9 protein-coding genes, 1 tRNA gene and 1 pseudogene are annotated in these 14,261 nt (G+C 67.6%); 8 read left to right on the forward strand and 3 right to left on the reverse strand.

The window, feature by feature from the left end; all coding sequences use genetic code 11:
• Positions 1–58: 58 nt before the first annotated feature.
• Both ACVCAH_RS36130 and ACVCAH_RS36135 read right to left on the reverse strand, forming a co-directional pair.
• Positions 59–241, reverse strand: a complete 183-nt coding sequence (locus ACVCAH_RS36130; protein ID WP_447140710.1) for a low temperature requirement protein A — start codon at positions 239–241, stop codon at positions 59–61.
• Positions 242–442: 201 nt separating this feature from the next.
• Positions 443–1,438, reverse strand: coding sequence for an aldo/keto reductase (locus ACVCAH_RS36135; RefSeq protein WP_447140711.1), 996 nt, complete (start codon positions 1,436–1,438; stop codon positions 443–445).
• A gap of 579 nt (positions 1,439–2,017) precedes the next feature.
• Here ACVCAH_RS36135 and ACVCAH_RS36140 point away from each other — a divergent pair.
• The 6 genes and pseudogenes from ACVCAH_RS36140 to ACVCAH_RS36165 all read left to right on the forward strand — a co-directional run bounded on the left by ACVCAH_RS36140 (position 2,018) and on the right by ACVCAH_RS36165 (position 9,788).
• A complete protein-coding gene (locus ACVCAH_RS36140) occupies positions 2,018–2,152 on the forward strand; it encodes a hypothetical protein (RefSeq protein ID WP_447140712.1) in 135 nt (44 codons plus the stop codon).
• Positions 2,152–4,323, forward strand: coding sequence for an amylo-alpha-1,6-glucosidase (locus tag ACVCAH_RS36145; RefSeq protein WP_447140713.1), 2,172 nt, complete (start codon positions 2,152–2,154; stop codon positions 4,321–4,323). The genes ACVCAH_RS36140 and ACVCAH_RS36145 overlap by 1 nt, the downstream gene beginning before the upstream one ends.
• 166 nt (positions 4,324–4,489) lie before the next feature.
• Positions 4,490–5,067, forward strand: a pseudogene (locus ACVCAH_RS36150) (nucleotidyltransferase family protein).
• The gene (locus tag ACVCAH_RS36155) at positions 5,033–6,169 is read left to right on the forward strand and encodes an XdhC family protein (protein WP_447140714.1); all 1,137 of its coding nucleotides are present in this window, start codon (positions 5,033–5,035) and stop codon (positions 6,167–6,169) included. Before ACVCAH_RS36150 ends, ACVCAH_RS36155 begins: the two are co-directional and overlap by 35 nt.
• A 222-nt stretch (positions 6,170–6,391) precedes the next feature.
• The gene (locus ACVCAH_RS36160) at positions 6,392–6,562 is read left to right on the forward strand and encodes a hypothetical protein (RefSeq protein WP_447140715.1); all 171 of its coding nucleotides are present in this window, start codon (positions 6,392–6,394) and stop codon (positions 6,560–6,562) included.
• A 463-nt stretch (positions 6,563–7,025) separates the two neighbouring features.
• On the forward strand, positions 7,026–9,788 hold the full coding sequence (locus ACVCAH_RS36165; protein ID WP_447140716.1) for an AAA family ATPase: 2,763 nt from the start codon (positions 7,026–7,028) through the stop codon (positions 9,786–9,788).
• 6 nt (positions 9,789–9,794) lie between these two features.
• Here the strand turns inward: ACVCAH_RS36165 and ACVCAH_RS36170 are convergent, their stop codons facing one another.
• Positions 9,795–10,274 carry a tyrosine-type recombinase/integrase gene (locus ACVCAH_RS36170; RefSeq protein ID WP_447140717.1) on the reverse strand — a complete coding sequence of 160 codons (480 nt, stop codon included), beginning with the start codon at positions 10,272–10,274 and terminating at the stop codon, positions 9,795–9,797.
• Between the two features lie 187 nt (positions 10,275–10,461).
• Between ACVCAH_RS36170 and ACVCAH_RS36175 the strand changes: the two genes are divergently transcribed.
• Positions 10,462–12,210, forward strand: coding sequence for a hypothetical protein (locus ACVCAH_RS36175; RefSeq protein WP_447140718.1), 1,749 nt, complete (start codon positions 10,462–10,464; stop codon positions 12,208–12,210).
• Between the two features lie 303 nt (positions 12,211–12,513).
• Positions 12,514–12,603: transfer RNA gene (locus tag ACVCAH_RS36180), tRNA-Arg, on the forward strand.
• Positions 12,604–14,261 lie beyond the last annotated feature (1,658 nt).

Genomic DNA, 14,261 nt, shown 5'->3' on the forward strand with positions numbered 1-14,261 from the left:
TACACGCGATGACCCAGCCGGTCACCGCACCCCTGAAAACCAGCTAACCAACTCTCCATCAAACCCGGGGCTTGACAAACACCATCAAGTAGCGGGCCACACCCGCCCCCGCATGCCCATCCGCGATGAAGTGGACCAGCCCGGCGCCCGCCTGCGCGACGGCCACCACGAACACCAGGTCGAACAACAGCTCCAGCCGCGTGGTGGCGCGTCCGGATTCGTAGCGGCTGCGCGCGGTCATCCGCGGCAGCTGCCCCAGTAGACGACTGCGCCGCACACGTGCGGAGGACTGATCACCCATCGGCGGCGTCCCTTCGTTCGACCGGGTGATTCGTTCGACTGGTGATAGGCCAAGGAGCTGAACCCGCTCCGGCAGCCGTTGTCCGTGGCGCGGTGCGAGGGAGTACCGGCCAGGTTCGTCGCCTGCCCGGTGGGAGACGGTTCAGCGTTCGCTGTCGAGCTGGGACATCATGCTGGCCGCGTAGCGGGTGCCGGCGGCCGCCCCGACCGGCATCGCTTCTTCGATCTTGGCCAGGTCTTGGCCGGTAAGGCGGACCTCAAGCGCGCCGAGGGCCTCGGTGAGACGGTCGCGGCGTCGGGCACCGACCAGTGGCACGATGTCCTCTCCACGACTGAGCACCCACGCGATCGCCAACTGCGCGACCGTGACCCCCTTTCCCGTGGCGACGGCACGCAGCGCATCGACCAGGGCGAGGTTCTGGTCGAGGTTCTCGGCGGCAAACCGCGGGCTGATCGCCCGAAAGTCGGTCGCGGACAGTCCTCGGTCCGGGGCCCAGTGCCCGCTGATCAAGCCGCGGGACAGCACCCCATACGCAGTGATGCCAATGCCCAACTCGCGGCATACCGGTAGAATCTCCTGCTCGATGTCGCGGGACAGCAGCGAGTACTCGATCTGCAGATCGCTGATGGGGTGCACGGCGTGGGCCCGCCGGATCGTCTCCGGTCCAGCCTCGGACAGACCGACGTAGCGCACCCGGCCGCTGCCTGCCATCTCCGCGATCGCGCCGACCGTATCCTCGATCGGCACCTTCGGGTCCACCCGTGCGAGACGGTAGGTGTCGATGTAGTCCGTGCCCAACCTGCGCAGGCTGTACGCCAGCGAGGTCTTCACGGCCTCGGGGCGGCCGTCATAGCCGAGCCAATTGCCGTCCACGTCGCGCAGCGCACCGAACTTGACGCTGATGTGGACCTGCTCCCGGGCACGACCGGCAAGAGCCTGCCGGATCAGCAGCTCGTTATGCCCCATACCGTAAAAGTCGCCGGTGTCCAGCAGCGTCACCCCCGACTCCAACGCCGCCTGGATCGTCGCCACCGACTCCGACTCGTCGGCAGGCCCGTAAAGGTCCGACATGCCCATGCAGCCAAGCCCCAACCGCGAAACCGTTGGCCCCTGTTTGCCCAGTTTGCGGAGTTCCATGTCGGGATTATCGCAGGATCGCCGAGGACGGATCGGTGAACTCTGTCAACATCCCTGCGCGGACCTTTCCGAGGCATGCAGGTACAGCAACAAACAGGGTGGCGGGCGCGTTGACCAAAGTCAGCCGGCGAGCGACGCGCTCCGGACCAAGGTCCAAACCAGTCATCCATCGGTCTAGGAATCTTGAGCAGGTTTCTGACCTGAACACGTCGTCCCGTCGGATGACAGGTCATAGGCTTTGGTCCCGTATCGGGTGATCGTCGATAGGCTGGAGTCGACTCTTTGTGAGGTGCCGTGATTGAGTGCGTCAGCGCAGCCAAGACGGTTGCTGCTGCAGATCTAGCGGTGGTATGCGGCCCGCTTGCACGGTCTGTCAGGCCGTCGAGGAACGGCCTGCGCCCGCACCGCGAAGATCGACACTCAGACCCGCTGCGCGACCGCCTCGACCTGGGGGGACGTCACGACAATCGAGGAACTCAGACAAGCGAGTTCCGGGCAGTGGTTGGAGCACAACACCAGAAGCGGACACTATCGACGTGTCCGAGAACATGGTCGATCCGCTCGGCGACAAGGGTGCCGGTGGCAATCGGCACCGTCGGCGCGACGGCAGCCATCGCCAGCGCCGAACACCACGCCACCGAACGTCGGCTACGCCGCCTCCCCCTCACGACCGGGGACCTGCTCTTCCACCTCGCCTCCTTGGAGGTGCGGTGATGGCCGCTGTCCGCCGGCCCACTCCAGCCGACCCGATGCCCGACGCCGTGCCCGAGGACCAGATCCCGTGCCTGCTGATGCGCAGGTTGTCGCCGGAGTTGGGACCCAACCCGATCGCGGTGCTCGATGGCCCGTCGTTCATGTACTCCGACGCAGCCGGCGACGTGCCCAAGGACTCGATCGGTGGCCTCGTCCACCACGACACCCGGTTCCTCAACCGGTGGGAGCTCACGCTCAACGGTGCCAAGCTGCGCGTCTTGAGCTCGTCCACGGTCGACTACTACTCCGCGGCGTTTTCCCTCACCAATCCCGAACTTCCGGGCTTGGCCGCGAACGCGGTGTGCGTGCGCCGGCAGCGCTTTGTGGGGAACGGCCTGCACGAACGCATCCAGCTGGAGTGCTGGGCCCAGGACTCGGCGTCGGTTCACCTCCGCCTCGCGGTCGGCACCGACTTCGCGGACATCCTCGAGATTAAGGAGACTATTCGGGACCGGTCGCCGCAGATTACGCGTTCACACGCGCCAGACGGCTCGCGGCTCGACTTCTCGTACCGCAACGCCTCCTTCGAGGCCAGAACCGAGGTCCGCGTGGACCCGCCGGCGAGCCGGGTGGAGGGCGACGACCTCGTGTGGGACATCCAGCTGGAGCCCCGCCAGGCGTGGTGGTGCGACCTCGCCGTCCCGCTGCGTTATGGAGAGACGGAGATGGTGCCGACACGCCGCGATTTCGGCGAGGTCTCCGGCGCCCCACGGGAGGACCCGGGCAGCCGGTGGGCGGCCCACAAGCCCGTGCTGCGGGCCGACGCGGATCTGCTGTGCGAGGTCTACCACCAGTCGGCAATGGACCTGTTGTCCATGCGGATCGAGAAGCGCATCGGCGACCGGACGATCATCCTCATCTCGGCCGGCCTGCCCTGGTTTCTCACCCTCTTCGGCCGGGACACCCTGATCACCGCCTATCAGACGGTCAGCCTCGGGCCTCACCTGGCGCACGGGGTGCTGCTCGAACTCGCTCAACATCAGGGCCGCGAGTTCGACGACTTCAGCGACCAGGAGCCGGGCAAGATCCTGCACGAGTATCGCAGCGGCGAGTTGGCCAACCTCCGACTGCGGCCGTACGCCCCGTACTACGGGACCGCCGACGCCACCCAACTCTGGCTGATCCTGCTGTCGGAGTATTGGCGCTGGACCCTCGACGACGACTTCGTCCGCGGGCTGCGAGACAACGTGTACGCGGCGCTGAAGTGGATCGACGAGTACGGCGACCTCGACCACGACGGGTACATCGAGTACGCCACCCGCACTCCGCATGGTTTGGGCAACCAGTGTTGGCGCGACTCCTGGGACGGCATCCAGTTCGCGGACGGGTCGATCCCGGTACTGCCGATCGCGACCTGCGAGATTCAGGGCTACACCTACGACGCGAAGCTGCGCCTGGCCGAGCTGGCGGACGGCCCGCTGGGCGACCCGGAACTCGGGAAGCGGCTGCGGGCCGACGCCGACGAGCTACGTGAGCGGTTCAACCGGGACTTTTGGATCGATGAGCGGGGCGGCTACTACGCGATAGGTCTCGACGGCGACAAGCGCAAGATCGACTCGATGACCTCGAACATGGGCCACTTGCTGTGGAGCGGAATCGTGCCGCAAGAGCGGGCGGAGGTCGTGGCCCGGCAGCTGATGTCCGAGCACATGTTCTCCGGCTGGGGAGTACGCACCACATCTACATTGGACCGCGGTTACAACCCGATCGGCTACCACATGGGCACCGTCTGGCCGCACGACAACGCCCTGATCGCGCATGGCCTGGCCAAGTACGGTTTCCGCGACGAGGCGAACCGGATCATCATGGCGATGCTGGACGCCGCGAGGTTCTCCAACAACCGCCTGCCCGAGGCGTTCTCCGGGTACGACCGGTCCGCCGGCCGGACGCCTGTGCTGTACCCGACCGCCTGCAACCCGCAGGCCTGGGCGTCCGCGGCCCCCATGCTCTTCGTGCGCACGCTGCTCGGTTACGACGTCCGGGGCGACCGAATCATCCTCGACCCGCACATTCCCGAGCAGCTCGGCCGGATCATGCTGAGCGGCGCGCGGGCCTTCGGCCGGCGCTGGGACCTGGAGGCGATCGGAACCAACTCCCACGTCCGCCTCTCCTCGACGGCGCCGATGCCGTGACACACGCCGCTCGCGCGTGAGCACGCTGCGCTACCGGATAGGCCGGGCCGAGCAGCTAGCCGGTCGCGACCTGAACCGCCTTGAAACGGGGTCGACCTCTTCCTCGCGCTGCGCCTGCCCGGCTGAAAACCTGCCCCGATCAGGGGAACCCTCGACGTCAGGCAGCATGTTAGCCCCCGCCGATGATGGTGGCCGGACTTGTTTCGCCGCCGGCGGCGGGCGCCGCTTCGGCATGCCGAAGGCTCTCGTCCGCCAAGACGGGCAGCTGCTGGTCGATCGCCGTTCTTCGCACGGCGCGGTGCGCCCCCGTGGTCGTGGTGCTCGGCGCGGCGGCCGATGATGTCCGGGCTCGGGCCGCCCTCGACGGGGTTGCGGTCGTCGACAATCCTGACTGGACCACCGGCATGGGCTCGTCCCTGCGGGCCGGGCTGGCCGCCCTCGCGCACACCGGCGCCGCCGCGACCGTGGTGATGCTGGTCGACATGCCCGGTGTGACGGCCGCGGCGGTGCGGCGGGTCGCCGCTGGTGCCGGCCCTGCGGAGCTGGTCATGGCCGGCTACGACAACGGCCGGTACGGCCACCCCGTGCTCCTCGGACGCGACCACTGGCCGGGCGTGGCGGCCTTGGCCGTGGGGTGACACCGGCGCCCGGCCGTACCTGCGGGTGCACGCCGCCGCCGTCCGGGTGGTGCCCTGCGCCGACGTGGCCGATGACGAGGACCTGGATCTGGCGCCCCATGCGTGACGTGCTGGAGGAGTTGCTGCGCTGGTGGCGTGACAGGCAGCCGGTGGGGATGGCGACGGTGACCGGTACCTGGCGCAGCGCGCCGAGGCCGCCCGGCGCGACGATGCTGGTCGGTCCGGACGGCACCGCCGTCGGCAGCGTCTCCGGAGGTTGCGTCGAGGCCGCCGTCTATGAGCTGTGCCAGGAGGTGGTCCGGTCCGGGGAGCCACGCGTCGTGCGGCACGGCGTCAGCGACGACGACGCGTTCGGCGTCGGGTTGACCTGTGGCGGCGTTATCGAGTTGTACGTCGAGCGGGTCGACCCGGACCGGTTCCCGGACCTGCCGGAGGTGGCGGCGGCGATCGACGCGCAGCGTCCCGTGGCGACGGTGACCTGCGTGACAGGTCCGCCGGAGAGCCTCGGCCGGCGCATGGTGGTCTGGCCGGACGAGTGCCGGGGCACACTCGGTTCGCAACGGCTCGACGACGCGGTCACCGACGACGGGCGCGGCATGTTGGCCGCCGGCAGGACCGGCCTGCTGCACTACGGTGTCGACGGTCAGCGGCGGGGCAGTGGGCTGACCGTGCTGGTGAACTCGTTCGCGCCGAAGGCGTGGATGATCGTGTTCGGGGCGATCGACTTCGCCGCCGCGGTGGCCCGCATGGGCGTCTTCCTCGGCTACCGGGTCACCGTCTGCGACGCGCGGTCGGTCTTCGCCACCGCCCGCCGGTTTCCCGACGCCGACGAGGTGGTCGTCGACTGGCCACACCGCTACCTGGCCGCCGAGGCCGAGGCTGGCCGGGTCGACGAGCGCACCGTCGTCTGCGTGCTCACCCACGATCCCAAGTTCGACGTCCCGGTGCTGCGCCTCGCGCTGGACCTGCCGCTGGCGTACGTCGGCGCGATGGGCTCGCGGCGTACCCACGACGAGCGGACGACTCAGCTACACCAGGCCGGCGTGCCGGAGGAGACGTTGGCCCGGCTCGCCTCGCCGATCGGGCTGGACCTGGGCGGGCGTACGCCCGAGGAGACCGCCGTCAGCATCGCAGCCGAGATCGTCGCGACCCGGTGGGGCGGCGACGGCGCCCGCCTGTCCAGGACCACCGGCCGCATCCATCACTGACACCTGTTCGTTCGCCGTGCGGCCCCCTCGCCAACGACGGGCCCGACCCGCAGCGTCGGTCCGACGTGGCGGGCGTACGCGGGCGCGCCGGGCTCGAGAGTCGGGTTACGTCGGCTGATCTGCGGTTCCGTGTGCTCGAGGTCGGCGGGCGCGACAGTATGGAGGCCTTGAGCGCATCGGGAACAGCACCGTGCGGCAAGCGGCCTCGACTTCGCCCTCACGATGCTCTGGCAGCGCGGCGACGTCATCGACGCCGCGCTTACCCGCCTGCCCGACATCACCGCCGATCCCAGCGCGGGACGGACGGCACGAGACTTGATGCTGCCCGAGTTCGACGGCTTGGACCGCCGGATCCTCGGCCCGATCCGCAAGCCGATCTACAACGCGGTGTAGAAGAACGCCTTACACGTCGTGAGACTGGACGTCAGCGGCGGCGACGTCCTCGATTCGGAGGCAAAGCTCGCCCTCGACGAACAGTGGAAACCCGGCGGCGACACGCACCGTGCCGCAACCGCCCTTAATCACCTGCGATGGCGATCCGAGTGCCGCGACCGCAGGCGGCGACCGGGCGCGGAATCCCCGCGCTAACCCGACCGCGTGCCGATCCACCTCCGGTCGACCCGGGTGCCGGTGCGGCACGACGCGGTTCCTCCCACCCGCCGCCGCAACCGACCGTTCGGGCGCTCCGACACGGTCTATGCCCGAGCGACCTCACCACCAAAGGGCCCAGGCTCACCACCGATGTTCGAGCTTCCCCGCGGCACAGCAGCGGAACGTCGTCGGCCATGCTTGGGCGGAATGGTGGATGGCCGGCGGCGATGGTCTGGTGGGGTGTTCACCTTGTTGGCCAGCGTCGGTGCGTGTGGCCGAGTGTCGCGCCTCTATCTCGGCGGCTGATCGTTACAGTTTCGACCCGGACGCTCTGACGAAGGCGAAGGAACACACGGAGCGAGCATTGACGTCAGCAACAGCACAAACAGAGAACGGCCGGGCGGCGTCGTCGGTGGGCGCGAAGCACGGGCCCGCGACATTCTGGGCTGTTGACCTGCACGTGCATACCCCGGCGTCGCGGGATGTTGATGTCTCTACCTACGGCGCCAGCAGCGCCCATCAGATCGTAGACGCGGCGATCGCGGCGGGATTGCACGCGATCGCCGTCACCGATCACAACACCGCCGGCTGGTGTGACGCGATGGCCGAGGCCGCGAGGGACACGTCACTCGTGGTGCTGCCGGGCGTGGAACTCAGCACGGCCGAAGGACATCTCCTCGCCATCTGGGAAGAGGGGACTGCGGCCCAGTACATCGAGGACGTCCTTGTCGAACTCAAGGTCCTCCGCGCTGACCACGGCGACCTCCACAAAGCCCTGCGGACCGGCTTCGCCGAGACGGCGAAGATCATTGCCGCAAGAGGCGGCCTGGCGATCGCGGCGCATGCCGACCGCGAAAAGGGCCTGCTCAGGATTCCCGTAGCCGACCATGTCACCCAGACCCTGCTGGACCCGGCCATCGCCGCCGTCGAGATCGTCGACATCACCGAGGCCGAGCGGATCAGGACACGCCTTGACGGCAAGCGCGAACTGGCGGTCGTCCGCAGCTCCGACACCACCGCGCCCGGCGCGAGTGTCCATGTCCTGCACGGCATCGGCCACCGCCGGACCTGGATCAAGGCATCGAGGCCGGATCTGTGTGGGCTGCGGCACGCGCTGGCGGATCCGTCGCTGCGGGTCAGCCTTGTGCAGCCCGCGGGGTCGGAGCACACGGTGATCGAGTCCGTGACGGTGACCGGCGGGTTCCTCGACGGTCAGCAGTTCGAGTTCTCAGGCGATCTCAACTGCCTGCTCGGCGGGACCGGCGCGGGCAAGTCGCTGCTCATAGAGTTGGTTCGGTTCGCGCTGGACCAGCAGACCGACGCCGGGGACTTCCCTCAGGTGCGCAGAGAGGTCGAGTCCCGACTCAAGTACGCCCTCACCTCCGGCTCGACCGTCGAGGTCGTACTGACCCGCGGGCACGCGCGGTGCCTCGTCCGCCGCGCGTACTTCGAGGACGGGTCCACACAGCCGGAGTTCATCGGCGACACCGAGCATATGACGGGGCTTTCCGGCCGGATCGCGATCACCGGATTCTCGCAGAGCGAGGTGATCGAGTACGCGCGGACACCGGTCGGCCGGATGGCGCTCATCGACGCCGCCCTGGACCTGACCGAGTTCGAGATCCGCGAAACGGACGCGGTGACCCGGCTCAACGACAACGGACGTCTCATCGGCTCACTCGAGTCGAAGATCGCGCAGGCCTGCCGGAAGCTGCAGACCCTCCCGGAGGTCGAAAAGCGGCTGGAGGAGCTGTCCGGCCTGTTCGACGGCGAGACCGTCAGGATGCAGGCGAACTGGAGCGCGGAAAAGGCCCTCTTCGAACCCCTGGTCGGCATCCCCGCAGTGAAGGTCACCGCCCTGACTGACGGCGCAGACAAATTCCGGGGCCCGGCCGCCGTCGCCGACAACCACGACCTCTACCAGCGGGTGCAGGCGGCGTTCGGCCAGTTGGGTGAGGCGATCGACGCGGCGAACGCGCAGCTGTCCCAGGTCCTCCTAGCGGTCAACAAGGAGCTGGCTGCCGTCCAGCAGGAGTGGTTCGATCGATACCGGGAGTTCGACCGGCAACTCGCCGAAGCCGTCAGCCGCATCGACGCCGACAACAAGGGGCTCGCCGCGCTGCGGACCCGCCTGGTCGAACTGCAGACGGAGAAGGCGAAACTCGACGCGCAGCAGCGCCACCTGAACGACGAGTTCATGCCGAACCTGGCCACGGCCAAGGCGTACCGGGAGGAACTGATCTCAGAACTGCTGGAGGCGCGCAAGGCACGACGGCGGCGACGCGACGACCGGATCAAGGCGCTCAACAAGCTGATGGGCGGCATCGTTCGGATTAAATTGCTCCCCGAGAACGACGATGCGGCCTACCTAGCTGAACTGACGGCCATCGCTAAAGGCTCCCGGGTGCGCGGCCCGGTCCTCCAGCAGATCTGCGAGAACTCCACCCCCGTCAAGCTGGTCCGCTCGTTCCTCATCGGGGACGTCGACGGCGTGTGCGCCGCCACCGGTGCCGAGCGCAAGCACATCGAGGCCCTGTTTGAGTATGTGACCGAGAAAGGCGCCATCGAGGAATTCCTGCGGACGCAGATCCTCGACCTGCACGATGGCCTCTCCGTCGAGTTCCGCAGGCACACCAACGATGGCTACGTGCCGATCGAGCGGCTCGCTCACGGCCAGAAGTGCACCGCCATCCTCATCATCGCCCTTGCCGACGGCAACGACCCCCTGATCATTGACCAGCCCGAAGACGCACTCCACGCACCGTGGATCGAGGAATACCTCGTGGCAAAGCTCCGCGACCTGCGAGGCAGCCGGCAGTACATCTTCGCTACCCGCAGCCCCGGCCTCGTCGTCTCCGCCGACGCCGAAATGATCATCACCCTCATCTCAGATGCGAAGAGCGGCGCCGTCGAAGCCACCGGATCCCTAGAACGACATGACCTCAACGTCCTGACGCTGTACCACCTTGAAGGAGGCCCAGTGCCCTTCAAACGCCGCACCATCAAGCTGGGTTCGTCGATGAGCTAAGCCACGTCAGCACAACCGATCGAGCCTGCGGCGATCCGACCCCCGCACCTTGAACCCCCTCCCGACCCGGGACGGTCTCCACCGCAGTCGGCAAACACCTGCTGATCGCTTATGCGTGGCCACGGCAGGCACCTGCGGTGTGTCCCGGCCGGGACGCAGTTGCCGCCGGATCTCCTCGCCGGGCTTGCCGGCCTCAAGGACGAGGCGTGCGGTGGCTTCGGCCGCTTCACGCTGGGACTCGGGGAGGACGCTGGTGTAGGTGTCGGCGGTCAGCGCGATGGTCGCGTGGCCGAGCTGGTCCTGGACCGCTTTCAGGTCCGCGCCGGCGGCGCGGGCCAGGGTGGCGGCGCCGTGCCGCAGGTCATGCAGCCGGATCGGCGGCAGCCCCGCCCGTCCGACCAGCAGCCGTAGCCGTTGGGTGAGATAGCCGGGGTGGATCGGCAGCCCGTCGGGACCGGTGAACACGTAGCCGCTGTCATGGCACACCTTCCCAGAGTCACGCTCTGGCCTGCCCGTCGAGTTCCTGACCGCAGTCGTAGTCGAAGCCGGACCAGACGCTCCCCAGACCCGGCTCGCCATCGAGCAGGTCCGCGCCATGCCGGATAGCGACAGTCGGAACACGTTGCTCCTGGCACTGCTCCGGGGACCACTCAGCGGCAGCGCACCTGAATGGATGCTGCAGGCGGCGGTCGACCAGGACCTCCAAAGAGCGCCTGAGGCATACCAGATCGGCAGCCTCGACCTTACCGGCGCTGCCCTGTCCCACCCGTGCTGCACCGATACTCTGCTGCGCGACACGCTACGCCGCTGCTCCGCCACCCAACTCGCCGTCCTCGGCCGCACTGGCTGCGCTGACGGGCTCGCTGACGCAGTCGCGCGGGAGCTCCGCAACCGGGGCAAAGACCAGCAGCCGTTTACGCCGCAACTGCTTCGCGAACCCGGGCCTGCCCAGCTTGTCCTGCGCGAACCGCGGTTACACGATGCAGTCTTCACTGCGGCAGTCGACTGCCTGCCCAGCATGCCCGACCTCAGGCTCGCTAAAGACCGTGTTGACTCGGATCGGTGGTGGGACGACTATTTCGCCACCAGCAAGGCGTGGAAGGCGATGTGGGAGCAGGTACTGGCCATCCACACCGATCGCCACCGCCAGCTGGTCGAATTGGCAGACGGCACGAAGGCCGATCATGTCATCCGTGAGCACCTGCTCGGCACTTTTCCGTGGAAGCTCGAACCGGCACTCCTCGAGGAAGTCGCAACGGACGATCTGGCAACGTTCTCACGCAATGTGCTGATCACTCAGATGTGCCGGTCGCTGCGCGACGGCGTCCCCAAAGCCCAGGTACTCGTGGACTACGCCGACGACCTAGCCGCGCTGCCGCCCGATGATCTCCGATACGTGGAGCAGTTCCTCGACGACACCGTCGACATCCAGGAATTTGGCTGCCGGGCCACGACCACCTGGATAGAGCAAGCAGCGGAAGGGTCCTGGCGATACCTCCTCGCACCCGAGGAGGCAAAGGACCGGATCGGGCGACCCCATGACTGGGACGCCTCCAGCGAACTGCTGCGAACTCTCGGCCGGCGTTTTGCAGCAGCAGCCGTGCAAGCGCTGAAACTCTGGGAGCCCCAACCCCCCAAAACCTATCCGGATCCGCCTCTCCTGCGGTGGCTCCATCTCATGCTGCTGCATCTGCCGACCGTCACCGATGACATCATCCAGCGCGTCCGAGCTGTGCTCACAGCCAACGGTCCCGCCCCCGCAAGTCGGTGGTCAGTGACCAGCCATGCCGAATCGGAGCGCCAGCGACACGCGGCCGAAATGCGCGCGTCAATCGAACGAATTATCGGGGACCCCGCAGCTGCGACTCGCGCAGTGCCCCTGGGTGATCCTCGCCAGGTCACGGCTCGACGTCTAGCCGAAGCATCCGATGACGTCCTCAACGACTACCTGCACCGGCATCGCCAGGACGACGACCTGGTTGAGAAAGCCCTGCTGTCTTTCGCCTGGTGTACCCACCGGCCGCGGCTCTCGTTCACCGACGTACTCGCCCGGCACTCGACACCGCAGACCGCCTTGCTACGCATCACCACCGACCTGCGCCGACGGCTTGGCGGCAGCCCAAACTATAGGGAAGCGTGGACACGGCAGATCCTGGCGCTGCCCGACTGCGAGGACGACCTGATCCGCGCCCTTCCGGCATGGGCCGCCCTCACGCTCGCTGGCGCATACCGGTATCGGGCCGGCAACCAGGTCGTCACCTCGGTCGTCACAACGGCGCTCGGCGAGAGCGGCGAGGCATGGGCGCGTTTTGCCACCAACCCAGCATCCCCAACCGGGTCGAACGCTTGGCTCCGGCTCGGCGACCTCCTCGATGCCGCCGTTAGCGGCTCTGCCTGGCCCTCACCGCCCAATTCCAAGTGAACCCGCCCACCGCCTCTTCTTGGACCTGGTTCCCCGCCCGAGACCGGCGCGCCAGACTCGAGTCCTCAGGTCATCGGCCATGGTCCGCGCGCCGAGTTCCGGCAGCCAGTCGGTGCCCGGGAGCGTGATGTTGACCCGCCGAGGTGGAGCCTGCTGGGTGCTCCGTGGGTGCTCGGACGTCGGGGAACTAGCCCGGACGGACTGGACTGAGCCGGATTCTGACTCTGTTTTCAATTGAAGCATAGATAGACAGTTATCGAGCAAGCTTCGGACCTGCAATAACATGTTCGGATTGTGTTGGACGCGACTGGACTGAATTAGACAGATGACCTTACGCATTGAAGGATTTGACTACGGATCAGAAGGTTAGGGGTTCGAGTCCCTTCGGGCGCGCAAGATCAAGAGGCGTTTGACCTGCTGCAACAGGGTCAGGCGCCTCTTTCCGTTCGTCACCTACGGCCGCATTAGTGCTCGAATGGTGCTCGTACGACGAGGCTGCCCTACGTCCCGGCCTGTCCGTCTCGTTGGTAGGGGGCGTCGACGAGGTGGTCGCGGAGGCTCTGGCGAACGCCCCCCGATCTCACAGACCTCTCACAAGCCCTCACAAGTGCCACACAGGCCTGTTCGGCGCGGTTGAGCAGGGCTGCGGATCCTCCCGGTGCATGATCGGCGACCGGCGCTGTCACACCGCCGGCACGTCAAAGAGACAGTGACGCGTCCAAGTCCAGGCGACGGCGCTGTCAAGTGATGGGGGCGAGGTCAATCCGGCTCGCCTGTCAGCCGCGGTGTCCGGTCCGGTCACGGGAGCCTGACTCGGCCGTCATGCCCGACGCGCACACCGGCCGGACGCCAATCGATGCTCCTGGGATCCGCGTGTCCGTGTCAAATCCCAGCTCACCCTTGGCCTGTGAGAGTCATGCCAAAAGTGCGCGCCGATGGGGAGTTGTCGGTCAGGCCACGGTGTCAGCCGCGCCGAGAGGCAGGCGGTGCGGGTGCCGCTGTCATAAAAGGTTGGGGTAAGACACGGCCCGGTGCCGGCTGCGCGGCGCTGACGTGTCAACCGGAGCCATGACACTCGATCGCCACGCGGTCGATCATGACACCCGCCCGTTCGGACATGGCATTTCCGGCGCCGCACGATGCCACCCACGGTTCTACATCGACCGCCACCCGGGACGGCCGGAAGAGCCCCAACCTGATGCGCGACCGCCACGAGCAGCCGGAGGCACCGACTGTCTCCGACCTGTCACAGGTACCTTGCGCTCTGACAGACCTGCTCGACGAACCGCCTACCCTTGCTGACTCGCGGAAACCCACCAGCGGCACCGCCTGCAGCCATGTCCGTGCGCCGCGGGTAGCCGCCCCCGTCAGCTGCACTCACGGACCGCCGACGAGCTGACAGCCAGTTCCGTGTCAGCCAGCGGGTGGTGGTGGGCGGCGAGAGGGCCTGCCCTGTGAGTTGCTGTGAGAACGAGGGGCGTTCGCCAAAGCACACAAACAGCGGTTAGAGGATGACGGAGAGTCGGCACCAGCGCCCTGCCACCGCGGCCGCCAGCGCCGCCTTGGCGCCAGCTGTGCCAGGCAGTCGACCAGGTTCGGCGGGTTCGCGCCGCCGCATCACCGCGGCGTGCCGGTCCCTCTCCCGCCCACAGCCGTGGTCTTGTCCCTCGTCGGGGACAGGTTCCCGGCACCGTCGTGCGCGACGGGTTGGGTCATGCGTCACCCGCGCCGGTGCGCTTCCCCGTTGCCGGGTTCGTCGGCACGCGCAGGGCGCCTGGTGTGGCAGTGGCGCGTCGCCCGTCTGCGTCGTCGGGTTCCTGTTTGCCGTCCGTGGTGCGGTCCGCGCTGGTCGACGATCCGGGGTCCGTCTTCAGATGGACGGCCACACGGACCCCCACCACGGGCTGTCAGTGCAGCACCCGGCCGGTGCGACAGCTCCGGCCGCTGCTCAGAGACACCTGCGTGTCATCTCTTCCCTACCGCAAATTCCGGAAGGAAACCGCTGTGCCTGACCAGGTCCTGCGCGTGCAGTCCGTCCTGACCGCCCGCGA

This window comes from Micromonospora sp. LZ34 (genome assembly GCF_052981855.1).